Source organism: Delftia sp. K82, assembly GCF_002193035.1.
GTDB lineage: Bacteria > Pseudomonadota > Gammaproteobacteria > Burkholderiales > Burkholderiaceae_C > Comamonas > Comamonas acidovorans.
Genome location: NZ_MYFL01000001.1, coordinates 2,199,246 through 2,221,803, shown reverse-complemented (window position 1 = coordinate 2,221,803; position 22,558 = coordinate 2,199,246). Strand labels below are relative to the sequence as shown.

At 65.9% G+C, this 22,558-nt stretch carries 23 protein-coding genes and 1 riboswitch; of the genes, 11 read left to right on the top strand and 12 right to left on the bottom strand.

From position 1 onward, the window contains the following. Positions 1-75: 75 nt before the first annotated feature. A riboswitch (cobalamin riboswitch) is annotated at positions 76-395 on the bottom strand. A gap of 18 nt (positions 396-413) precedes the next feature. Genes KDK82_RS09835 through KDK82_RS09825 form a run of 3 tightly spaced genes read right to left on the bottom strand, consistent with a single transcriptional unit; the run spans position 414 to position 2,504 of the window. Then, on the bottom strand, positions 414-1,091 hold the full coding sequence (locus tag KDK82_RS09835) for a 2OG-Fe(II) oxygenase (protein WP_088164742.1): 678 nt from the start codon (positions 1,089-1,091) through the stop codon (positions 414-416). Positions 1,092-1,109: 18 nt separating this feature from the next. Further along, a complete protein-coding gene (alkB, locus tag KDK82_RS09830; protein WP_088164741.1) occupies positions 1,110-1,760 on the bottom strand; it encodes a DNA oxidative demethylase AlkB in 651 nt (216 codons plus the stop codon). 12 nt (positions 1,761-1,772) lie between these two features. Next, the gene (locus tag KDK82_RS09825; RefSeq protein WP_088164740.1) at positions 1,773-2,504 is read right to left on the bottom strand and encodes a 2OG-Fe(II) oxygenase; all 732 of its coding nucleotides are present in this window, start codon (positions 2,502-2,504) and stop codon (positions 1,773-1,775) included. A 223-nt stretch (positions 2,505-2,727) separates the two neighbouring features. Between KDK82_RS09825 and KDK82_RS09820 the strand changes: the two genes are divergently transcribed. The 3 genes from KDK82_RS09820 to KDK82_RS09810 all read left to right on the top strand — a co-directional run bounded on the left by KDK82_RS09820 (position 2,728) and on the right by KDK82_RS09810 (position 7,142). Further along, positions 2,728-3,549, top strand: coding sequence for a hypothetical protein (locus KDK82_RS09820; protein WP_088164739.1), 822 nt, complete (start codon positions 2,728-2,730; stop codon positions 3,547-3,549). A 147-nt stretch (positions 3,550-3,696) separates the two neighbouring features. Next, positions 3,697-4,947, top strand: a complete 1,251-nt coding sequence (locus KDK82_RS09815; protein ID WP_088164738.1) for a hypothetical protein — start codon at positions 3,697-3,699, stop codon at positions 4,945-4,947. Then, positions 4,944-7,142, top strand: coding sequence for an AAA family ATPase (locus tag KDK82_RS09810; protein ID WP_088164737.1), 2,199 nt, complete (start codon positions 4,944-4,946; stop codon positions 7,140-7,142). Before KDK82_RS09815 ends, KDK82_RS09810 begins: the two co-directional genes overlap by 4 nt. 203 nt (positions 7,143-7,345) lie before the next feature. On the opposite strand, the gene KDK82_RS09805 is transcribed toward KDK82_RS09810, so the two are convergent. The 3 genes from KDK82_RS09805 to KDK82_RS09795 all read right to left on the bottom strand — a co-directional run bounded on the left by KDK82_RS09805 (position 7,346) and on the right by KDK82_RS09795 (position 9,456). After that, positions 7,346-7,606, bottom strand: coding sequence for a hypothetical protein (locus KDK82_RS09805; protein ID WP_143343434.1), 261 nt, complete (start codon positions 7,604-7,606; stop codon positions 7,346-7,348). Positions 7,607-7,951: 345 nt separating this feature from the next. After that, the gene (locus KDK82_RS09800) at positions 7,952-8,440 is read right to left on the bottom strand and encodes a TraI domain-containing protein (RefSeq protein WP_179217878.1); all 489 of its coding nucleotides are present in this window, start codon (positions 8,438-8,440) and stop codon (positions 7,952-7,954) included. A gap of 146 nt (positions 8,441-8,586) precedes the next feature. Further along, positions 8,587-9,456: a LysR family transcriptional regulator gene (locus tag KDK82_RS09795; protein ID WP_088164734.1), complete on the bottom strand. Its 870-nt coding sequence runs from the start codon at positions 9,454-9,456 to the stop codon at positions 8,587-8,589. An 82-nt stretch (positions 9,457-9,538) separates the two neighbouring features. Here KDK82_RS09795 and KDK82_RS09790 point away from each other — a divergent pair, with 82 nt between their 5' ends. From KDK82_RS09790 to KDK82_RS09760, 7 genes are all read left to right on the top strand, one after another. After that, entirely contained in the window at positions 9,539-10,801 is a 1,263-nt protein-coding gene (locus KDK82_RS09790) for a multidrug effflux MFS transporter (RefSeq protein ID WP_224986315.1), read from the top strand. Further along, a complete protein-coding gene (locus tag KDK82_RS09785) occupies positions 10,798-11,334 on the top strand; it encodes an NADPH-dependent FMN reductase (protein WP_088164733.1) in 537 nt (178 codons plus the stop codon). The genes KDK82_RS09790 and KDK82_RS09785 overlap by 4 nt, the downstream gene beginning before the upstream one ends. A gap of 587 nt (positions 11,335-11,921) precedes the next feature. Continuing rightward, positions 11,922-12,248 carry a hypothetical protein gene (locus KDK82_RS09780; protein WP_088164732.1) on the top strand — a complete coding sequence of 109 codons (327 nt, stop codon included), beginning with the start codon at positions 11,922-11,924 and terminating at the stop codon, positions 12,246-12,248. 103 nt (positions 12,249-12,351) lie between these two features. After that, positions 12,352-13,299, top strand: a complete 948-nt coding sequence (locus KDK82_RS09775) for a Dyp-type peroxidase (RefSeq protein ID WP_088164731.1) — start codon at positions 12,352-12,354, stop codon at positions 13,297-13,299. 331 nt (positions 13,300-13,630) lie between these two features. Then, the gene (locus KDK82_RS09770) at positions 13,631-14,203 is read left to right on the top strand and encodes a DUF3455 domain-containing protein (protein WP_043822431.1); all 573 of its coding nucleotides are present in this window, start codon (positions 13,631-13,633) and stop codon (positions 14,201-14,203) included. A gap of 65 nt (positions 14,204-14,268) precedes the next feature. Then, on the top strand, positions 14,269-14,847 hold the full coding sequence (locus tag KDK82_RS09765) for a sigma-70 family RNA polymerase sigma factor (protein ID WP_088164730.1): 579 nt from the start codon (positions 14,269-14,271) through the stop codon (positions 14,845-14,847). Continuing rightward, the gene (locus tag KDK82_RS09760; protein WP_088164729.1) at positions 14,844-15,590 is read left to right on the top strand and encodes an anti-sigma factor; all 747 of its coding nucleotides are present in this window, start codon (positions 14,844-14,846) and stop codon (positions 15,588-15,590) included. Before KDK82_RS09765 ends, KDK82_RS09760 begins: the two co-directional genes overlap by 4 nt. Positions 15,591-15,690: 100 nt before the next feature. On the opposite strand, the gene KDK82_RS09755 is transcribed toward KDK82_RS09760, so the two are convergent. Both KDK82_RS09755 and KDK82_RS09750 read right to left on the bottom strand, forming a co-directional pair. Then, positions 15,691-16,869, bottom strand: coding sequence for a porin (locus KDK82_RS09755; RefSeq protein ID WP_088164728.1), 1,179 nt, complete (start codon positions 16,867-16,869; stop codon positions 15,691-15,693). A gap of 116 nt (positions 16,870-16,985) precedes the next feature. After that, the gene (locus KDK82_RS09750; RefSeq protein WP_088164727.1) at positions 16,986-17,438 is read right to left on the bottom strand and encodes a nuclear transport factor 2 family protein; all 453 of its coding nucleotides are present in this window, start codon (positions 17,436-17,438) and stop codon (positions 16,986-16,988) included. 169 nt (positions 17,439-17,607) lie between these two features. Here KDK82_RS09750 and KDK82_RS09745 point away from each other — a divergent pair, with 169 nt between their 5' ends. After that, complete coding sequence (locus KDK82_RS09745; RefSeq protein ID WP_088164726.1) at positions 17,608-18,888, top strand: LysR family transcriptional regulator; 1,281 nt, start codon at positions 17,608-17,610, stop codon at positions 18,886-18,888. An 18-nt stretch (positions 18,889-18,906) separates the two neighbouring features. Here the strand turns inward: KDK82_RS09745 and KDK82_RS09740 are convergent, their stop codons facing one another. The 4 genes from KDK82_RS09740 to KDK82_RS09725 all read right to left on the bottom strand — a co-directional run bounded on the left by KDK82_RS09740 (position 18,907) and on the right by KDK82_RS09725 (position 22,457). After that, positions 18,907-19,626 carry an alpha/beta fold hydrolase gene (locus KDK82_RS09740; RefSeq protein WP_071955954.1) on the bottom strand — a complete coding sequence of 240 codons (720 nt, stop codon included), beginning with the start codon at positions 19,624-19,626 and terminating at the stop codon, positions 18,907-18,909. Then, positions 19,623-20,495 carry a class III extradiol dioxygenase subunit beta gene (locus KDK82_RS09735; RefSeq protein ID WP_088164725.1) on the bottom strand — a complete coding sequence of 291 codons (873 nt, stop codon included), beginning with the start codon at positions 20,493-20,495 and terminating at the stop codon, positions 19,623-19,625. The genes KDK82_RS09740 and KDK82_RS09735 overlap by 4 nt, the downstream gene beginning before the upstream one ends. Then, the gene (gene ligA / locus KDK82_RS09730) at positions 20,495-20,902 is read right to left on the bottom strand and encodes a protocatechuate 4,5-dioxygenase subunit alpha (protein ID WP_013802391.1); all 408 of its coding nucleotides are present in this window, start codon (positions 20,900-20,902) and stop codon (positions 20,495-20,497) included. Before ligA ends, KDK82_RS09735 begins: the two co-directional genes overlap by 1 nt. A 220-nt stretch (positions 20,903-21,122) precedes the next feature. Further along, positions 21,123-22,457 (bottom strand): MFS transporter, encoded by a 1,335-nt coding sequence (locus tag KDK82_RS09725; RefSeq protein ID WP_088164724.1) that lies wholly within the window; start codon positions 22,455-22,457, stop codon positions 21,123-21,125. Positions 22,458-22,558: the final 101 nt, after the last annotated feature.

The window sequence follows — 22,558 nt, the reverse complement described above, 5'->3', positions numbered from 1 at the left end:
CAGCCAGCGTGGGAGGAAAGGGCGCAGGACGTTGCCATCCGCACCCCGCAGACAGTCAAGAAAACGCCTGCACAGCAGGCGCGAAACGCAGCAGGCCGGTCTCCGGGCTTACAAGCGGCGCAAGGACATGCCTTTCGCCCAGCGCCCCGTCTTCCCAATCCACCCGCGAAAAGCTGCATGTTGCAGACCACGCCATGAACCAGTGACAGCCTGTCATCGCCCCTCCGCAGGGTTGCGGAGACTGGCGGGACAGGCATGGAGCGCCTTGACTTGTTTACCGTTGCGGGGGCAGCCAAGGCCTGTGCCGGCAGCGCAAAAAGCATTTGCTGGCAGTCACCTTGTTCCCGTTTCATCCCCATGGCTGGCATGTGGACACCTGTTGCACGGATGCCTTTGCAGGCGCGGCATTATAGCTAGCGCTCTGTTTGCAGAGCCTTGGGCGCCTGGGGCACGTCGTGCAAAAGCAGCTCCAGACCCAGCCACTCGCCACGGTGAACGCGGCTGATGGCATGCCGCAGGTGCACGCGGTAAAAGCCCGCCGCACCGCGCACCGGGCGCGGCCCCGTGGCGATGATGGCCGCATCCCCCAGGCTCAGCGGCAGCACCATGGGGCGCGATTGCATGCGCGGGCGCTGCTCGGTCATCACGAATTCGCCGCCCTCGAAATCCTGGCCCGGCCGGGACAGCAGCAGCACCAGCTGCAGCGGAAACACCGCCGCACCTTCGCTGTATGAACGCAGCGGGGCATGACCCGCTTGCGGCACGCGCAGCAGATGTGGCTGCGGCTGCGTTTGGCCTGCTTGCCGGCCCTGACGCATGAAATCCTCGAAGCAGCCCGGCAACCCAGGCTGCATGCCCATGTGTTCGCGCCAGCGGTTGGCCAGGGCCAGCAGATGCCCGTACAGCACCGGGCGCCATGCCTGCACGCAGGGCGGCAGGCCAGACGCGGCGGCCGCCTCGCGGGCCAAGGCGCGGCTTTCATCCGCAGTCAGCAGCTGCGGCAGCAGGGCATGGCCTTCGGCATCGAGCTCAGCGGCAATCCGCGCCCAATCCAGGCGGGCGAAGCGATCCTGGCTGTTGAGCCTGTCCATTTCAGACCGTCCAACCATTCAGCCCGCCTTGCGAAAAGTGAGATTGATGCGTCGCCCGCCCAGCAGCGGGTGAGGCTGGTCCTTGAGCGGCAACACGCCGTGGTGGCGCAGCCGATCCACGCCGCCCCAGACCACCACGTCGCCATGCTGCAGCGGCACCCTGGCCGTCCTGTCCGCCCGCGCCAGTCCTCCAAACAGAAAAGTGGCCGGCATGCCCAGGGACACCGAGACAATGGGCGCGCCCAGGTCGCGTTCGTCGCGGTCCTGGTGCAGGGAAAGCCGGGTGCCGGGCAGGTACTGGTTGATGAGGCAGGCATCGGGCACAAAGCCTTCGAACCCCGCCGCAGCGGCCGCCTCGCCCGCCAGCCGGACAAACACGACCGGCATGGCGGGCCAGGGCTGGCCGCTGAGTGGGTCGATGGCGCTGTAGCGGTAGCCGCGCCTGTCGCTGGTCCAGCCCAGCGCGCCGCAGTTGGTCATGGCCACCGACATGGTGAAGCCGCCCGGCGTGACCAGATGGCGCAGCGGCGCCTGCGCCGCAATGCCTTCGACCGCCTCCAGCAACTGCGCGGCATGGGGCAGGGCATGGCCGCGCAGCACCACGGATTGGGGGCCTATGGATTCGGCCCCGGTGGGATGTTCATCGGCGAAAAGATCCAGCGTGCTCATACCGGCCATCCATCAAAGTGCGTCATGAAAGATCAGCCCCACGGTATGGCGATGGCCGCTGTGGATGCGGCTGACCCCATGGCGCATGGCCACGCGGCGGTAGCCGGTGCGCCGCCCGGGCACGGGCCGGTGGCGCACGGCAAGGACCAGCGCATCGCCCTGGTCCAGTGCCATCACATCGGCCCGCTGCCGGTCGCCATCTGCCTGGGTGGTGACGAACTCGCCACCCGTGAAGTCCCGCCCGGGCCGCGACAGCAGCAGCACTACCTGCAGCGGAAACACATGCTCTCCATAGACGTCCTGGTGCAGGCAGTTGTAGTCGCCCGCACCGTATTGAAGGATGAGCGGCGTGGGCCGCAACTGGCCCTGCGCGTGGCAGCGCGCCAGGAAGTCCTGCAGCCGGTCCGGATAGCGCACTTCCAGCCCCATGCGCTGGTTCCAGAGATTGGCCACCGGCGCCAGGCGCAGATACAGCTGCTCGCGCAGGCGCTGCAGCAGCGGTGGCAAGGGGTAGTCGAAATATTGGTACTCGCCGCGCCCGAAACCGTGGCGTGCCATGACGATGCGGGAGCGAAAGCCGTCTTCCCTTGCGTAAAGAGCGGACAGGTCGCTGCACTGCTGCGCATCCAGCAGGCCGGGCAGGCGCGCGCAGCCTTGCTCATCGAGCTGGTGCTCCATCTGCGTCCAGTGGCAGGGCGGGGCGTGTTCGCAAGCTTCGTTGTCGAAAAGACCGAGGTTGTGCATGGCGGGCGGGGTTGGCGGTATGGGCGCGGTTGGCAATACGGGCGCTGTGGGCAATTGCCGCAGTCTAGGGCGCCGCCGCAGCGCCTGCATCCCGCTTCTTGCAGTGGACAGAATGTCAACCGGTGGGAGCGCTTGCCAGCCGCCTGCTGGACAGGCCTGGGAGGGCCGGCTGGCGGCTGCAATTGAACAATCGCGGCATTCCTGCAAACGCCTCAGGCCCGCCATGTCCAGCAACGTCCATCACCTCTATCTTTTCTTCGATACGCCCCTGCAGCTGCGCCGCGTGCAACTGATCTGCCAGTACCTGGCCCGGCAGTCCTGGGAGCAGGCCGAGCGCTGGATCCATGAGCTGGACCCCGCCCTGGACCGGTCCGCGCTGTGGGATGACGACTGGGCCAATGCCAGCGCCCTGGGCCATCCCCAGCACCTGGAGCTGGGCTTTGACACCCGCACCACGGCGGGCATGCCCTGGCGATTGCTGGAGACGCTATTCCAGCACGGGCTGCAGGCGGCGGTGCTGCATGTCTTCTACGACCAGGTGGGCGAGAGCGAGCGCTACCACTTCGATGCCGGCCAATGGGTCAGCCACCACGCCTGGCTGTCCCGTTACCCGGAGCGCCAGGTGCTGGTCGATACGAATGGCGAGGTCTATCCGCAGCCCGGCCAGGAAGAGGGCGCCGACGGCACCGCCCTCACCAATCCGGCCCAGCCCATGACCATCACCCGGCTGCGCGAGCGGGACCAGGAGCGTGACCGCCAGGCCCAGGAATCCGTGCAGGCCCTGCTGGACACCATGGCCAGCCTGCGCAAGAGCGGCGTATCGCCCGTGCAGGGCATCGTGGGGCTGTTCATGCTGCGGGCCGGCTTTCGCGGGCTGTGCGAGGCCGTGGCCTTCACCGTCATTGCAGCCCTGGCCTTCAGAGGCAAGGGCCTGTGGCTCTGGCTGGCTTTGGGATTGGTGCTGGCGGTGGTGCTGCCGCTGTACCGCATGGCCGGCGCGCGACGGGAGTTTGCGGGGCAGGGTGGCGGGGATGCCGCATCCTGAGACAATCCGCGCTTGGCAAAATGAAACAAATTGCACAACACCAGCTGAATCCCAGGAGAGGGTGAAAAGGATGAGGATACGGACCATGGCCCCGGCCGGATGGATCTGCGCCAACAGGCGCTGTTTTCCTGAGCGGAGCCGTCGCTGATGCAGCCCACCGCCATTGAACAGGGGGCTGCCGTGGCGCCAGGCGTTCACGAGGATTTCGGCCATTTGCTGGGGCTGTACATGCGCCGCATCCGCGCCAGCGCCTCGGGCGTGGCCACCGAGATCGGGCTGAGCCGGGAAGCCGTCAACAACTGGAGGAATGGGGTTTCCCTGCCCAATCCGCGCTCGCGCGACCGGCTGGCCGCCTGCGCCCAGTACCTGCGCCTGACGGAGGCGGAGACCAATCGCCTGTTCTCCGCCGCTGGCTTTGCCACGGAGTTTCCGCTGCAGGCCGCCGCCGCTGGCGCCCAGCCTTTTGCAGGCTTCATGGACCGGCTTTTCGCCCAGCTGGCCCAGGCCCGGCCCTATGCCATCACCATGCTGCTGTCGCCCGCGCACTGGGGACAGCCTCCGTTTCGCCAGGAACTGCTGCTGCGCGCCCGCGCCCAGTATGGCGCCGAGGCGGTGTTGCACATCCAGCCGCCCTACAGCGTGAGCACGGCTGCGGCCGACTACTTTGCGGCCCTGGGCCGGCAATGCGGGCTGGGCGAAGTGAGCTCGGACTACGAATTCGAGGCCTTGCTGGAAAAGCGCCTGCTGGCCGGCGGCCGGCTGTTCTGCCTGGTCAGCCGCTTCGAGCAGGGCACGGCGCAGCTGCGCGAGACACTGGCCGGCATTCTGCGCAGCCTCAGCGAAATGCACAGCGGCCGCCTGCACCTACTGCTGTGCGGCAGCGAGGCCCTGGCCGACCTCAAGTACCGCAGCGGTGACCTGTCGCTGCTCAATATCGGCCAGGTGGCCCACTGGCCCGATCCCACGCTGGAAGACCTGGCCCTGATGGCGCGCCAGCGCTGGCCCGGCACGGCCTGGCCGGCCGAGGTCATCGAGGCATTGCAGGCGCTGACGGGCGGGCATCCCGCGCTTTTCGAGGAAGCGCTGCAATGGCTGGTGGAGCAGGGCGTGGGCGTCGCTTCCGTGCACTCGCCCCTGCTGCGCGCCCATCTGGTGGCCAGCGCGCGCCTGTGGCAGACCTTGCTGCCCCTGGCGCAGGAACCTGCCACTCGCGAGCAACTGCGCGGGCTGGTGGATGCAGCATCGCTGGGCCGTGCACGCCCCTATCTGCAGGATGCCGTGCTGCGGCGCCTGTTCTGGGGCAATCTGCTGCAGGTGCGCGGAGCAGGTGAGGGCGCCCATCTGCACTGGCGCTGCGACATTGCCCGCGAAGCCGCCGTGGCGGTGCTGCAGGCATGAGCGGCCTGGGCCGGCTTGTGCAACTGCCCAGATCCTGGTGGCGCGCCGCGCTGCTCGCCTTGGTCACGCTGTTCATCGGCACGGCCATCCTGCTGCCCCGCTACAACCCCGTCACCCGCAGCAGCCTGCAGGGCGCGGAAAGCTCGGGCCGGGTCTGGAACGAAATCATCCTGTGGCGCCTGGCCCTGATGGATCATGTGCGCCAGCATGAAAGCTGGCCGCAGGACCTGGCCAGCGTGGCGCCGGACATTGCCGAACCGCGCGTGCGCATGAGCTCGCCCAGGCCCTTCGTGCTGCAGGCGGACGTGGTGCGCGACAGCCAGATGGGCGTGCTCGCCGGAACCCAGGTCCTGCTGCAACTGGACAGGCAACGCTGGGACTGGAGCTGCCAGGGCGGCCTGCCTCCGACTCCGCCGCGCTACCTGCCGCTGAACTGCAGCCCCTCGCCGGGCCAGCCCGAGCATGAACCCTTTGGATGGCTGCGCAGCGTCATCTGGACCAGCGCACTGGTCTTTGGCTGCCTGGCCCTGCTGTGGCTGGTGCGCCATCCGCTGATAGGCCCGGCACAGCTCAAGCCCGAGCGCCTGCGCCGCAAGCCCTACCAGCATCTGCCCCAGCTGGACCGGCTGCTGCAGCTCACCGGCCGCCGTTCCGCCGTCTTGCGCGCTGCGGGCATACGCCCGCCGGACTGGCAGCGGGCCCTGCGCCTTGCCGGCGCAAGCCCAGGCGCCCGCGTGCGGGCGCTGGCCGAACGCCTGTCCGCCGCCTGCAAACCGGCGCAAGGCGAATGGCCCGTGCCCGGCGACATGTTCGAGTGGACGCTGCCGCCCGCGCTGCCCATCGCCCTGGGCCGTTGCCTGGTCTATGCGCCCCCAGCGGAGCTGGAAGAGGGCGAACTCGTGCGCCAGCTGCGCCTGCTGCAAACCGGCGGCGATGTGGTGCTCATCGTGAGCCCGCACCATCCCCAGTCGCCCATGCCGCTGCTGCAGCGCCATGCCCAGGACCGCGCCAACCTGCACGTGCTGCTGGACAGCCCGGGGCAGACCGAATGGCTGCTGGGCGGCGCTCCAGACCAGGTGCTGCTGCGGCTGCTTGCCACGCAGTTGCAGGTCACGCGCATATCGCCCTACCAGACGCGCGGCGGCGTGACGCGCGAGGACGTTTTCTTTGGCCGCGAGCGCCTGCTGGCCCGCGTGCTCAACCGCGAACCGGCCAACTACCTGGTCGTGGGAGGACGCCAGCTCGGCAAAAGCAGCCTGCTCAAGGCCGTGCAGCGGCGGCTGCAGGAGCATCCGGCCATCGCCTGCCACTACATCTCGCTGCGCGACCACCGCCTCACGCCGCGCCTGGCCACGCAGTTCGGCCTTCCCGTGGAAACACCGCTGGAGGCCATCATCGAACACCTGCAAAAGCAGTCGCAGGGCAGGCGGCTGTACCTGCTGATCGACGAGGCCGACCTGTTCTTCCGCGACGAAGCCCGCAATGGCTACCCCCAGCTCAGCGCCTTGCGCGCGCTGAGCGAGGAGGGCCGTTGCTGGTTCATGCTGGCGGGATTCTGGGATCTGTACGCGGCAGCGCTGCTCGACTACCAGTCGCCGCTGCGCAACTTCGGCGAAATCCTGGCCATTGGCGGATTGGAGCCAGCGGCATGCCACGCCCTGGCCACCGAACCGCTGCGCAGGCTGCGCCTGGGCTTTGCCAACGACACTCTGGCCGAGCGGCTGATAGAGGCCAGCGGCAGGCGCGCCAACCTTGTCGCCATCCTCTGCCAGGAATGCCTGGAAGCCCTGGGACCCGACGAACGCGTCATCGAAGAACGCCACCTGCGCCAGGCCATGGCATCCCAGCCCGTGCAGGACGCGCTGGTGGGATGGGGCCGCTTGAGCACCGACGAACAGGCCTGCCGCCTGGACCGCATCGCCGTCTATCACACGGCCCAGCAAGGACAGACCAGCCTGACCGCACTCGACGCCCTGGTCCAGTCCCACGGCGCCACCGGCCAGGCCCAGGCCTTGCGCCGGTCCCTGGCGCGCCTGCAACTGGCCTACGTCCTGCGCCGCGATGAAACCCACGGGGTGCACGATGCAAGCTACGTCTTCACCATCCCGCTGCTGCAGCGCCAGTTCGAGCCACAGGAAACTGCGCTTTTGCTGAAGCAGGAGCTTGAAGGCCTGGAAACCGTCTTGAACAGCTGAAAACGAAGCAGGCAAGGCACTGGAGGAGTGCCATGACTTGGTTTTCAGGCCGTTATCTGCGTTTGTTATTTAACATAATATACATCGTATCAATCAAATGACGGCCAGAAAAGTGCGCTTTAAAGCGACTCATATCGGTAGCATTCACCAACTATGCGGACGTTATGTTCAGAAGTTTCTTCGTTGACTCCAGCGCTAAGCTTTCAGAACACCTGATGAGGATTGCGCAAACCATTCCAGACCAAGCTCCACCAGAACCACGCACGATCGACCAAGCCCTTCTGTACCCACCGCATGAAGTCCAACGCCAACTCGCTGGGCTCGTGCGCAGGCCTTTCCTGGCCTTCGATCTTGAGTCGTTGCTGCAAGAGCAGCACCGGCTGGGGCTCATCCGCGCGTGAAGCCTGCGGCTCCGTCCTGGAACGCACCACGACCGGTGGCAAGTCATCGAGTTCGTCGCTCAAGCTCCGAAACTCCGCAGCTACGCTCATATGGCGCTTCGTTGCTGCGGATACAGGCGTGCGTGTCATGGCCGCCTCAGTGGGTATTGCGGCAGTTTCGGATGAAAGAATTTGGGCGGTAGGCGGTGCTGGAGGCTCTGGCGAAGCCGGGGCCTCGTCCAGGCCTGCGGCAGCTTCCGATGATTGCTCGCGCATCGCACCGCCCTCCTCCCTGGCCCGCGCCGGCTTCGGCGGCCGCGGGCCTTTCTTCGGTCGCATCGCCGGTTCCGCGTTCGGATTTCGCCGCAGGCCGCTTTGCCGTACCAGGTGGCGCCCTGAACGCCGGTTCACGCATGACTGCCGCAAGCTTCAATTCCTGCTTGCTGGGCGCCTTGGGAGCAGCTGCAGGCGCGCGAGCACTGGCTGGTAGTGCTGCACTTCGGGTGCATGGCCTGCCGCATCCTCCTTACCACCAGAACCTGCCGCAGGAATCTGCAGCTGCACGGCCTGCTGTGAGGCACCGCCCTCACCGGCCTCATCCTTGCGTTTTTGCCGCAGGACCAATCTGCCTTGCATGGGCGCCGGATACTTGCTCTCGTGCGAAAAGACCTTGGCCAAGGGAAATCGCAGCATGGCCAGGTCGTGCTCATAACCTCCTCGATCTGCCGCAGCTTCGGATGCCTCTCCTTGCACTGTCACATGCCAGATAGCCTGCCCGGTAGCCGGGTTCAGGTCGATGACGCCATAGTCCTGCCAGGTGTCGAATAGCCGATCGTTCTTCGAGTCCCCTGGTACAGCCTCATCGGACTCATTGCGCTTGATCCATTCGCGCACCGAATCCGCCAAGCGCTTGGCCACGACCAAGGTCGTAGCACTCACCTCGGTGCTTACATCTGAACTGCCCGCAGCTCAGTTCATTGTTCGAAGATGAAACGCTGCTCGTCCTTATCGCCTCTCGGCCGTCGCCACCCAAATCAAATATGTGGCTTGCACATGTCTGCCTTTCAATCGCCGAAAGCCGCGGTGATCGACTCCACTACGACACGCACCCTGGCCGTGCGCGCCAGGTCCTGGTGCAACACCAACCACGCCTCGTAGGGCTTGGCCCGCTGGCACTGCGGCCATATCCTGACCAGCGTGGGGTCGCGTCGGGCCACGTATTCGGGTAATTCGCCTAGGGCCAGGCCAGCGCGCACGAAGGTCGCAAGCATCAGGCTCGAATCCAGTTCGGCAACTATGCGACCCTGTGCCCTGGATTCACCTGCCAGCGTGTCGTCCTGCCGGCCGGTCACACCCTCCTGGTAGAGCGCGATGTCGTGGTCTGCAAAGCCTTTTCCGGGCTGCGGTTCCCCATTTTTTGCCAGATAGCCTTCGGTAGCGTACAAGCCCACTTCCCAGCAGCCGAGTTGGCGAACGATCAGGTCCGGTTGCTCCGGCCGCAGGGTGCGGACAGCAATGTCGGCTTCCCGTCGCGCTAGATCGAGCTGGCGCCTCGTGGTGCTCAGGATCACCCGCACCTCGGGATGGCGGGCACGCAGGTGTTCGAGGGCGGGAACCACGAAATCCACCGCCAAGGCGTCGGTGGTGGTCACACGCACCTCCCCGGCCACGCGCGCATCGGCACCTTCGCCGCGGCGCTCGAGGGAGACGGCCATGCGCTCCATGTCTTCGGCCATGCGCAGCACTTCCTGGCCGGTTCCGGCCAGCACCAGGCCGCCCGTGGTGCGCAGGAACAGCCGGCTGCCCAGCGACCGCTCCAGCCCGGCCAGGCGCCGGCCCACCGTGGTCTGGTCGATGGCCAGTTGCTGAGCCGCCCCACGCAGGGTGCCTGCACGGTGGATTGCCAGGAATATCCGCACGTCATCCCAATTCATCGCTGCCCCATTGCTCGTACTGCAAATATGCAGCTATAGGCTGCTATTTTGTGCATTTTCACATTGAAGGCAGCTCCGTAGCATGGCGCTCATCCCTTCTGAACCCTTGACGCGCAGCCCGTTCGCCTGGCTGCCAGGAACTGCCATGCCTCGCTTATCTTTCACCTTGACCGTCGCCATGCTCAGTGCCTTCGGCCTGATCGCGTCGGACGTCTATCTTCCCGCCATGCCGGGCATGGCCACGGAGTTTGGCGTTGCCGACTGGCAGATGCCGCAGACCGTCTCGTTCTACCTGCTGGCACTGGCAATTGCCCAGCTGGCCTACGGCCCGCTGTCGGATCGCAATGGCCGCAAGCCCGTGCTGCTGGCTGGCATCGCTCTCTACATCGTCGGCTCGGTGGGCTGCGCCATCTCCGCCAGCTACAACGGTTTCCTGGCGTGGCGCATGCTGCAAGCGGTCGGCGCGGCTGCGGGCCTGGTCGTGGGCCGGGCACTGATCGCCGACACCTGCGACAAACGTACCTCTGCCAAGGTCTATGCGGTGATCTACCCGCTGGTGTCGCTGTCGCCCGCCCTGGCGCCTGCCATCGGCGGGCACCTGGCTGCGGCTTTCGGCTGGCGGTCTGACTTCCTGTTCGTCGCTGCGTTTGGCGTCGTGGCTCTGCTGATGGTGATGAAGTGGCTGCCGGAAACGCTTCCCTCTGCCGCCCGTACCCGCACCGCGCCCTTTGCTGGCTTCAGTCATGTTCTGCGGGACCGGATTTTTCGCCGCTATACGCTGGTGGTCTGCGCGATCTATTGCGCCTGGTTCGTCTACCTGACCCAGTCGCCATTTCTTTTTGCGCGCCAAGGGCTGAGCGAGGAACAAAGCGGCTGGCTGTACCTGCCGCTGACGGCGGGCATCATCGGCGCGAACCTGCTTGCCAGGCAGCTGCTTGATCGCTGGCCCTACGACCGCATCCTCTTTGCCGGCGTCGTGTGCTTCGTGCTTGGCGGCGTGGCATTCGCGGCCGTGGTGGAATCGGGGCTGCAGGGCGCGGCAGCCGTGGTGCTGCCGATGTGCCTGGTCAGTCTCTCCAATGGCTCGTCGCTGTCGCTGGGCGTGTCCGGGGCCATCGCCAGCGAGCACGGGCATGCGGCCACTGCATCGGGGCTGGTCGGGTTCTGTCAGATCGGCAGCGCAGCGCTGGTGGCGATGGGCGTGAGCGCGGCCTTCGGTACGGGCCTCGGCGTGCTTGGAGGCGCGGTATTGGTGCTGGGCCTGATTGCGCTGTGCGCCTGCCTGCCATGGTCCGGACGCCGGCCCGGCATGGCCGATGCTTGGCAAGCAAAGAGGACATCATGAAAATCCTGGCTATTTCAGGCAGTACGCGCGAAGCATCCACGAATACGACGTTGTTGCAAACCATGAAAAACTTGGCGCCGCTGGGCATTGATGTCTCAGTTTTTCATGGTCTCCAGGCACTACCCGTTTTCTCGCCGGATGCGCAAGGGGAGAGAACGCCCATGGCCGTGCGTGAATTCCTGGAAATTTTCTGCGCACACGATTGCATCATCATCTCGAGCCCCGAATACATCCGTGCAATTCCCGGCGGCCTCAAGAATGCAATCGACTGGTTGGTTTCACGCGTCGAAGTGATCGGCAAGCCGATTGCCTTGGTACATGCATCGCACCGAGGTGACGATATGTTGGCTTCGCTGAGGCTGGTACTTTCGACCGTAAGCAGCAATTTTCTTGAACATCTGTTTTTGCGTATCCCGCTCATTGGGAAATCCCCGGAAGACGCGGTGAAGTTTCTATGCCTACCCGAGAACGAGTCACAAATCAGGTCATTTCTACTTGATCTTGAAGCGCTGGTTATAAGTGCTCGTGCTTGACCCGCTCAGTCACGTAAGACGTGAAGGCTAAGTTCACCGACGGTAACACTCGCGGCAGCGATGTCGCTGGGCCTGTTTGCCCAGATGGGGCACATCGCTGAACTCTTCTCCTTAAGCCAAATCCTCTGAAACTTGGTGGAGGCATGATCTGGCAGGCGGACAAGGATAAAGAGCAGGTAGATGCTGTTTCCACTGCACTGTACGTTTTACTGAAGTAGTGCCCTATTGATCCGAGCATTGGTATAGAGGACGATCCCCTACGTAAGTGGAGGGTCGTCTGACGTCGCCGGGCGTCGCGAAGTTAATAGTCCGCCCTGAGCTACGCACCGACTGAGGTGAGTGCGAGCAATCGTTCTCTGTACCGGGCGGGTGCGGCCTGCCTTGCCGCGCCTGGTAGATTTTTCATCTTGCTTTGCCCTGCAGCAGGCTTGCGCATTTCCGCGCCCTGCAGGGCATTCCTGAAGCAGGAGTCCAGACGGAAAGGTCTTCCTCGGCATGGCCGAGAGCCAAGAACTGCAGGAAGGTGTGTCAATGGGGTCCCAGCGAATTCGCGGCCTCAATCCGTCAATGCTCCAGTCGCAGCACACTTGCACGAATGGCTGGGCCACGATGGTGTGGACGATGCTGTGCCAGGTCACGTCTGCAACGCCTTTCTGGTCACCGGCGCCTCTCGGCTGATCAGCCACATGCCGCAGGAGAATCTGGCGCACACACAGCACCGGATCGCAGTCCTCTTCCAAATGGCGCTCCAGCCCTTCAAACCTGCCCAGCCAGCTCAGCAGCCGCGCCGTCCAGCTTTCCAAACCAAGCTGCTGCAGGGACTCTATGACGGTGAAGATCGCACAGCCATAATCCAGGAGTACCGGGAAGATGCCGAAAAAATGGGAGTGAGGATCTGGCGAAACCGTCCGTGATGTTGCTCCTGGTGCCGGTTGGGCCGGTTGGGCCGGCTGCGTCGGTTGGGCCAGATAATGCGCCATCCCTGACGCCCATTTCGTCCATCTGCCGGTACTTCCAATGACCACACCCACGATCCCGCGCCAGGCCGAGCCCCAGCAAATTGATGCAGCGCTGTCGATCGCCGCATCCTTCCTGGTCCTGACCGTTGCAAGAGACGCAGCGTCCCTCTCCACCGTGCGATCCGTGCTCGGCGATCTGGACGGCCTGATCAAGAACGTCCTTGTCCGGGACGTGACCGGGACCTTTACCTGCAACGTGGGCATCGGTGCCGATGTATGGGGTCCGCTCGTCGGTACCCCGCTTCCGGCCGAGCTCCATCCATTCCGCGAAATCCGGGGCGCCACCCATGTGGCAGTCTCTACTTCGGGGGACTTGCTGTTCCACATCCGCGCCAGGTCCATGGATCTCATCGTGGCGTTCGAGCAGATGCTCCTGGAGGCCCTGGAAGGGACAGTCGGGGCCATGGATGAGGTCGCCGGATTCCGGTACTTCGACGGACGCGACCTGCTGGATTTTGTCGATGGCACGGCGAATCCGGTCGGCCTGGCGCTGCCGGCCTCAACGATAGTGGGCGAGGAAGATCCTGAACATGCGGGCGGAAGCTATGTCGTCGTACAGAAGTACCTCCACGACCTCCCGGCATGGAAAAGCCTGAGCACGGAAGCCCAGGAGCAGATCATTGGACGAAAGAAGTTCACCAACACCGAGCTTCCCGATGCCTCGGAGGCGGAACAGAAGTCACACAAGACGCTGTGCACCATCACGCAGGACGGCGTCGAGCACGACATCCTGCGAGACAACATGCCCTTCGCGAGGCCTGCACTCAAGGAGTACGGAACCTATTTCATCGGTTATTCCAGGCACCTTTGGGTGATCGAGCAGATGCTCGAACGCATGTTCGTCGGAAGCCCGCCCCCGCTCCATGACCGCATCCTTGACTTCTCGGCGGCGGTGACAGGCATTGCCTTCTTCGTTCCGTCAAAGGACATGCTCGCCCACCTTTGAGATCGGCTCGGGCATCGACGCCTGCCGCACGCAGGATCGCAACCTCAGGCCCTCCATCAATGATGACTGGGAAGCGGGCGTCAAGTTCTCTCCCCTGCCCTGGCTCAACGGCCGCGTGGCCTACTGGGAGCAGCGCGCCTCGGGAGAGGTGGCTCGGGTGCTGCAGGTCAAGAATGTCACCAACCGCAGTCTGATGGAGTCTGGCGCTGGCATTTCTCGAAAATATTTTTGCATGGGGTGCATCCAAACGACGCGATGGCGGGTAGTACCAGTAGCAGCCCAAAAAATGCGCTGCTTCAGTCCCCTTCACAAAACTGTTTGGAGAATTGCAATGTTGACCTCTCGTTCCGCATCCCGCACCGCCGCCGTTTCTTTCGCTGTAGCCACAGCGGCCCTGCTCACCGCCTGTGGCTCGATGCACAAGCCGGCCAGCACTTTCTCCCAGGCATCGCTGCCCGCCCCCATCCAGGTTCCTGCAGGGAACAAGGTCGCGTGGGAGACCGTAGGCAGCGGTGACATCACCTACGAGTGCCGCGACAAGGCCAACGCGCCTGGCCAGACGGAATGGGTCTTTGTGGGACCCGATGCTGTGCTGAAGGACCGCATGGGCAAACAAGTGGGCCGCTACTACGGTCCCCCTGCAACCTGGGAGGCCAACGACGGCTCCAAACTCACCGCCACCCAGCTGGCTGTGGCGCCGTCCGGCGCAGGCAATCTGCCTTACCAGTTGGTGAAGGCAAACCCAGCCATGGGCAGCGGCGCGCTGGAGGGTGTGAGCTACATCCAGCGTGTGGCGCTCCAGGGTGGAGTGGCGCCGGCTGACAAGCCCTGCATGGCTGCCAACAAGGGCCAGAAGACCACCGTGAAGTACCAGGCCGACTACATCTTCTGGAAGCCCATGTAAGAGCCGGCAGCGGCGCGGATACACTGGACGAAGGATTTCCTGCAACGCCCCCTTCGCTCCATTTCGTGCCGCCCGCTGTCTCCCAGAACAACGAAGCTTTCGACCATGACGCAGCATTGCATGCATGTGCACGCGGCGAACGCGATGCTTTGCAGCGGATTTATGAGGCCGAGGCGCGCTTTCTCCTCGGCGTGGCACTGCGCATCGTCCGCGATCGCGCCGCTGCGGAAGACGTGCTGCACGATGCGTTTGTCTCCATCTGGAACCGCTCATCCACCTTCGACGGCAATCGCGGAAGTGGTCGAGGGTGGATCTACAGCGTGGTGCGGCACGCCGCCCTCAACCGTGTACGTGATGGCGCACGCGAAACCGTGCTGGATGAAACCGCCCATGAAGCGCATGACGCCCAGGCCGCACTTTCGGCATGGAAGGAAGGCGGCAGTGAATGGGAGCGGCAGGCGACGCTGGGTCGTCTTGGCGATTGCCTCGACCGGCTGGAGCCCGAGCGCCGCGCCTGCCTGTTGCACGCCTACGTGGACGGCTGCAGCCACAGCGAAATTGCGGCGCGTGTGCAGGCGCCGCTTGGTACGGTCAAGGCCTGGGTTCAACGCGGACTGCGTGCCCTGAGAGAGTGCATGCAATGAGCGGCGACACCCACCCCAATCCCTCAGAGTCGACGGATGACGGCTCCCCGGACGATCTCCAGATGCAGGCCGGCGAGTACGTAATGGGCACCCTCAATGCAGCCCAGCGCCGCTCCATCGAATCCCGTCTGCCCTACGAGCCTACGTTGCGCACGGCCGTGCAGGCGTGGGAGCAACGGCTCCTGCCGCTGGTTCAGCTGGCTCCCCCCATCGAGCCCTCGGCATCGCTGTGGCAGCGCATCGCGGCCAGCGTCAAGCCGGCCCGGCCAGCGGTCCGCGCACAGCGTGGTGCCTGGTGGCACTGGGATAGCCTCGCCCTTTGGCGCGGCTTGGCGGGTGGCGGCTTTGCAGCTGCAGCACTGCTCGCGGCTGTGCTGGTTGTGCGAGAGGCATCACCGCCGGCTGCCCCGCGCTATTTCGTCGTGCTGGCAGCGCCGCAGAATCAGGCCCCCGGGTGGGTGGTCCAAGCCCAGTCTGAAGGCCGTCTGCGCCTTTTGCCACTGGGCAAGGATGCCATTCCGGCGGAAAAATCCCTGCAGTTCTGGACCAAGGCGGACGGCTGGAAAGCGCCGGTGTCCCTGGGTCTGGTCAAACCGGGCGAAGCCATCGAAGTGCCGGTAGACCAGTTGCCGCCTCTGCAGCCGAATCAGCTTTTCGAGCTCACCCTGGAGCCAGAAGGCGGCTCCCCGAGCGGACGCCCGACAGGGCCCATTCAGTTCATCGGCCGCGCTGTACAGATCTAGAGCGTGGTGTGCACTTTCAAGTGCCCGCGCGTCGGCTCTTCGCGCGGGTGATCACACGCTCCAGGCGTCGCATTGGATGCGGCCGGCCTGGCCTTCGGTTTCAGAACGAGTGGCGCAGGCCCAGCATCAGGCCGGTCTGCGACGCGCCCGCCAGCGGGCTGCCGCCGGCTGCGGCCGAGCTCACCGAGATGGCCAGGCGCTGTCCGTTGTCAATGCGCGCGGCCTGGGCATAGACCGCCGTGCGCTTGGAGAACCTGTAGGTGGCGCGCAGGGCCAGCAGGGTGGAGCGGTCGCCGCCCTGGGCATAGCGCAGTTGCTGCAGCTGGCCATCGACCACGACGGCGGCGCTGGGGGACCAGGACAGGCCGCCCCAGGCCAGGGTGCTGCGCGGCGTGGTGCCGTTGCTGGCCGAGGCCGCCTGGGCCGCGTCGTTGTCGCGGCGCATGAGACCGGCGCCCAGCTTGATGGTGGGTGACAGCGCGGCATAGCCGTTGAGCATGATGCGGCGGTCCTTCAGGTCCGAGCGCGCCAGGCCTGCAAATGCGCCGGCGCCGCCGCGCATCTCGTCCACGGCCAGCGCAAAGCCCCAGGGCGCGGTGTCGTACTTCAGCATGGCGGACCACTGGCGGCAGGCCTGCCTGTCCGTGGCCGATTCGCCGGCGCAGTTGGTGCCGGCCGGGCTGGGGCCGGCGTTGACGGCATCGCGTCCCAGGCTGTAGGCCGCACCCAGGCTCCAGGCGCCGAAGCGCCCCCGGTAGGCCAGGGAGTTGTCGGTGCGCGTGTTGGGGATGTAGCTGTCCAGGCTGCTCAGACCGAAGGCGTTGGGACCCAGCAGGTCGGCGTCGAACAGCGCCCAGTACAGCATGGTGTAGTTGCGCCCCAGCGAGACGCTGCCCCAGCCGCCGGACAGTCCCACCCAGGCCTGGCGCCCGAAACCCCGCCCGCCCTGGTTGAAGGTGCCGGCATCCGGGCCAAAGCCTGACTCCAGCGCAAAGACGGCGCTCAGGCCGCCGCCCAGATCCTCGCTCCCGCGCAGCCCCCAGCGCGACGGTGCCGTTCCCGTGAGGCCGGGCATGCGCGTCAGCGATCCGCCGCCTTGCACATTCGTGAGGTGCTCGATGCCGGTGTCCAGATGGCCGTACAGCGTCACGGATGCGCCGGTCTGGGCCTGGGCGCTGCCTTCTGCTGCCAGCATGGCGAGTGGGGCGAGGCGGGCCAGACAAGCCCGCAGTGGGCGCCTGGCTGGGGGTTGGGGAATGCTCTTGAGAGTGCGTTTCATGCTTTTGTCTCCTGTTGTTGTCGTTGCGGAATCGGCACGCCGCAACGCTGCGCCTTGGGAAAGGCGAGAGTGGTGGGCGCGGGGAAATGGGAGAAAGCGGCTGGGCGCCCTGCTCTTCAGGCGCCCGGGAGGTCCCGGTACATGACGAAGCGCGCCACGCGGCGCGTGATCAGCCAATGGCCTTCAGGACTGCGGCCAAAGATGTCATCGAACTCGCCAACGAGCTGGCGCGGTTGGGCCGGGCGGCCGTGCGGCGTGATGGCATCGGCCTCGTCGCAGGACCACAGCAGCACCTGGCTGCGCGCGCTGGCGCGGTCCGGGCCTTGCAGTTCCACCAGCGTGTTGGTGACCAGATGCCGGGTCATGCGGCCCGCGGGACGCCGGGAGTACGCGGCGGCGATGGCTGCGCGCCCGCCCAGCACCTCGCCGCCGGGCCGTTGCAGCTGGCCGTCTTCGGCAAACAGCAGCGCCAGGGCCTGGGCATCACCGGCATCCGCAAAAGCAGCAGCGCGCAGCACCAGGTCCAGGCAGGCCTGGCGGGCCAGCAGCCGGTCGATTTCATGGTTCATGTTTCTTGTCTCCCCGGAATTCGCAGCCTGCGATGGGCTGTCTTGATCGAGGCCCCAAGCATTCCACGCTGGCATCGATCCGGCCAATGCCGGAGCCCCGGACATCAATGCGTTTTTCTTATGGGACAATCAAAACACGGTTTTCCAACGTGCCGTTCAGCGCCTTTCCATGAACCTTTACCTTGCCCCTTGGGCCGGCCCGGCCACCAGCAATCCTTCGCGTTTTCCCGAGTTGGCAGGCCATTTGCGGGCCATGCGCGCCATGCTGGGCGTGGTGCGCCACGGCAGCACCACGCGGGCCGCCCAGGCTATGCATCTTTCTCAGCCGGCCGTGGCGCGTTCGGTACTGCAACTGGAAGAGGCCTGCGGCGTGCCGCTGTTCATGCGCGGTGCGCGCGGCATGATGCCGACCCCGCTGGGCAGCCAGCTGGCCGCCCGCATCGAGGCCATGCTCCAGCACCTGGGCAGCGGCGCGGCCGACGCCCAGGCCGCCGCCACGCTGGCGGCCAGGCGCCCTCCCCTGCCCGAGCGTTTTGCCGAGACCGTGCCTGCGGGCCAGCTGCGCGCCCTCATGGCCATTGCCGACTGCGGCAGCGAATCCCTGGCCGCGCAGTGGCTGGGTCTGACGCAGCCCGCCGTGCATGCGGCGCTGCAGGGGCTGGAAATCAGCCTGGGCATGCAGCTGTTCTACAAGCTGGCCTTCGGCACGCGGCTGACGCCGTCCGGCGAAGCGCTGCTGCGCCGTGTCAAGCTGGCCCTGGCCGAGGTGCGCGGCATGGACAGCGATATTTCCGCCTGGCGCGGCGAGATCCGGGGGCGCGTGGTGGTCGGCGTGCTGCCGCTGTCGGTGGGAATCTTCCTGCCGCGCGCGGTCGACAGCCTGGCCGCCAGCCACCCGGACATCGAGGTCAGCATCGTGGACGGCACCTACGAGAGCCTGGTGCAGCACCTGCTGAGCGCCGACATCGACGCCATCGCCGGCGCCCTGCGCGCCGACATGTCCTCCGATGAGGTACGCCAGCTGCACCTGTTCGACGATGACCTGGTGGTGGTGGCACCGGCCGGCCATGCCTGCCTGGACCGCGGCCAGCTGGTTCTGGAGGATTTGCTGCAATGGCCCTGGGTGTCGCCCCTGCCCGGCACGCCGGCCGATCGCGCCATGGTCCAGCTGTTCCGCAGCCAGGGCCTGGAGCCGCCGCGCGCCAGCCTGCGCGCCAGCAGCCCGACCATGACGCTGGCCTTTGTGCTGCAGACTGGCCGGCTGGCCCTGGCCTCGCGCGGACAGGCCCTGCAGGATGACCACGGCGGCCAGTTGTCCATCGTGCCTGTGGACCTGCCTTCCACACGCAGGCGCATCGGGCTGGCCACGCGTGCGCTGAGCACGGCATCGCAGGACCTGGAGCTGTTCATGCAGGCCTGCCGGCGGGCCGTGGGCGATCCGCCGGCCTAGCCTGAGCGCAGCGCTCGCTCAGCGGCCCATCCAGTCGAGCAGTGCCCGCGACACCTGCTGCGGCTGCTCCATGGTGCTCATGTGGCCGCTGTCCTCAATCACCACCAGCTCGGCGCCCGGGCACAGGGCCTGCATGCGCTCATGGCGTGACAGCGGGCTCCAGGCATCCTGGCGACCGCAGGCCAGCAGGGTCGGGCAGCGCAGTTGCCGGAGCACATCGCCCGCATCGGGGCGGTTCAGCAAGGCATTGATCTGCGCAGCAAACACCTCGGGCGTGAAGCGCGCCACCATGTCGAGCACCTCGCCAAACAGTGGCGTATCAAGCCGGTCGGGATGCACCATGCCGCGCGCCCATTGCAGGCCCATCTCGCGCATGCCGCTGTGCCGGGCGATCTGCAAGAGCGCCATGCGCTTGGCGCGTTCGCTCTCGCCGGCCTCGCCCGGGGCGATGGGGTCCATGCCGGTGTCCAGCAAGGCCAGCCGCTCCACACGCTGGGGCGCCATGCCGGCAATGGCCAGGGCCACGCGCCCGCCCATGGAATGGCCCGCCAGCGAAAACCGCTCGGCCGCCACGCAGTCCAGCACAAGGCGCGCCATGTCTTCGATGGTGGCCGCCGCGCCATAGGACGGAACAATGCACTCGGCAGCACCGGCAAAGGACAGGGCCGCCTGCTGCTCGTGCCAGACCGTCTCGTCGCACAGCAGGCCCGGCAGAAGTACCACGCAAGGCCGGCTCATGCTGCGTTCTCCAGGATGAGATGTCCCACGGCCGTATTGGACGCGGGCACATGGTAGAAGCGGTGGTTGACCTTGGGCAGCGGCGCAGGGCCATCCACATCGGCCATGGCGCCGCGCGCGATCAGCCACATCACCAGCTCGATGCCTTCGGAGCCAGCCTCGCGCACGTAGTCGATATGCGGCATCTTCGCCAGGCCGGCCGGGTTCTCGATCAGCAGGTCCAGGAAGCGGTTGTCCCACTCCTTGTTGATCAGGCCCGCGCGCGCGCCCTGCAGCTGGTGGCTCATGCCGCCCGTGCCCCAGATCTGCACGTTCAGGTCTTCGTCGAAGCTTTCCACGGCGTGGCGGATGGCACGGCCCAGGTTGAAGCAGCGCTGGCCCGACGGCACGGGGTACTGCACCACGTTGACGGCAAACGGAATCACCGGGCAGTGCCAGGCGCCCGTGCGCGCGTCCTGCTGGCCGCACATCAGCGACAGCGGCACAGTCAGGCCGTGGTCCACGTCCATCTTGTTGACGATGGTCAGGTCGAAGTCCTGCTGTATCACCGACTGCGCGATGTGGCTGGCCAGCTCGGGATGACCGACGACCTTGGGCACGGGGCGCGGGCCCCAGCCTTCGTCGGCCGGCTGGTATTCGGCGGCCGTGCCGATGGCAAACGTCGGGATGAAGTCCAGGCTGAACGCGGTCGCGTGGTCGTTGTAGACCAGGAAGATCACGTCGGGCCTGTTGTCCTTGAGCCATTGGCGCGAGTGCTCGAAGCCCTTGAACAGCGGCTGCCAATAGGGGTCGCCCGCCTTGTCCAGATCCATGGCCGCGCCGATGGCGGGCACATGCGAGGTGTAGACGGATGCGGTGATGCGTGCCATCAGATGCCTTTTTCCTGTCGTTCCTGCTCATGCAGGTAGCGGTTTCCTTCGATGCTGCGTCCGCCGCCCAGCATCATCTGGCGGTAGTCCTCCTCGTTCATGCCGCTCATGGTCGAGACCATGTTCTGCACGCTGACGCCGTCGGTGGCGCCGATCTTCACGAGGAAGTAGATGTTTCCGCCCAGCGCAATGCAGCGGTTCAGGTCGCGGTCCAGCACGGCCTGTCTTTGCTCGGCCGTCATGGCCCATTCGCCCAGATAGGCGCGCTCGTCAGCCCGAAAGCGCTCGCGGTTTTCGGCCTTCATCAGCGACATGCAGAACTGGTTGAGCCAGTAGCCCTGGCGGGATTGCTCGGCGTCGAAGACCGTGGTTCCCGGTACGTCGAGATAGGGTTTGTCCAATGCCATGGAAGTGTTTCTCCTGCGCTTGAGCGCTTGAGCACTTGGGCGCTTGGGCGCTCGGGCGCGTGCTCACGGATAGGGGTTCAAGGATCAAGCACCAGCCGCTCGCAGCGCGCACGCGAACAGCAGTGTGTGAACGGGTCATGGGCGCTCTGTTCCTCGGCCGTCAGGTAGGGATCGCGGTGGGGGAACAGGCGAGGAAAGGGGAAGATCAGGAATCAGGAGATCAATGCGCCGCAGCCACGGCGCCCCCTGGCGCCAGGGTGCGGCCGGCGCCCGTGGCCCACACGGCCAGCGCAGCGGCAATCAGCGGCAAGGCAAAGACGTAGTACAGCGAGGCAGGCTGCCAACCGCCGTCCAGCAGCAGGCCGGCCATGGTGGGCGCCACGATGGCGCCTATGCGCCCAATGCCTATGGCCCAGCCCATGCCGGTGGCGCGCACCTGGGCCGGATAGGTGGCCGGCACCAACCCGTACAGCCCGGCCATGGAGGCGAACAGGAACACGCCCACGCCCACCGCTGCGGCGAACGCCCAGCCCAGGCTGGCCGAGGCCAGGCCGAACAGCGCGGTGAACAAGGCATTCAGCAGCAGGCTGCCCATGGCCAGATGCCGCAGCTTGGCCTTCACCGCCAGCAGGCCGAACAGGCTGCCGCCGGCAATGCCGCCCAGGTTGAGCAGCACGCCACCCGTCACGCCCTGCTGTGCCGACAGGCCGGCCTGCACCAGCAGCTTGGGCGTCCAGCTCAGGGAAAAGTAGACGCTGAACATCAGCAGGAAGAAGCCGGCCCAGAGCATGAGCGTGGGGCGCGCCAGGCCGTTCCTGAACAAGGCGGCCACGGTATTGCCCTGCTGGACGTCACCGCCAGCTTGCGCGGGCAACTGCAGCATGGCGGGATGCCCCATGAGTGCCATCAGGCGGTTGAGCTTTTCCAGCGCACGCGCCGGGCGACGACCCATCAGAAAATCCACCGACTCCGGCAGGCGCCACAGCACGATGGGCACCATCAGCGCCGTGGCCAGACCGCCGAACACAAAGACCGAGCGCCAACCATGGTGTGTCAGCAGCCAGGCGGCCATGAGTCCGCCCAGCGTGGCGCCAATCGGATAGCCCGTGGCCTGCAGCGCAATCGCCGTGCTGCGCCATTTGTTCGATGAATACTCAGAGGTGATCACCCCCACGCTGGCCAGCATGCCGCCAATGCCCACGCCCGTCATGGCGCGCAGGGCTGCCAGCTCGACATGGCTGCGCGCTGCCGCAGACAGCAGCATGCCCACGGACACCAGCACCAGGCACAGCACGATGATGGGTTGCCGGCCACGGCGGTCGGCCACGGGCGCCAGGAACAGCGAGCCCAGGGCCATGCCGATCAGACCGGCGCTGAACAGCACGCCCAGTTGCGCCCCGTTGAGCCTCCATTCGGCAGCGACGGCCGAGGCGGTGAAGGCCATCACCAGCACATCGAAGCCGTCCAGCATGATGAGCAGGGTGCAGATGGCCACGGCCAGCCACTGGAACGGCGCCATGGCGCCCTCGTCCATCGTCTTGCGGATATCTTTCATACAAGTCCTTGTCGGAGCAGGTTGTCTCTTTGCCCTGGCAGGCGCTTTGCGCCCAGGCCAGGTTCTTTTCTGGGAAAACTGGGTGACGGCCTGCATTCGGA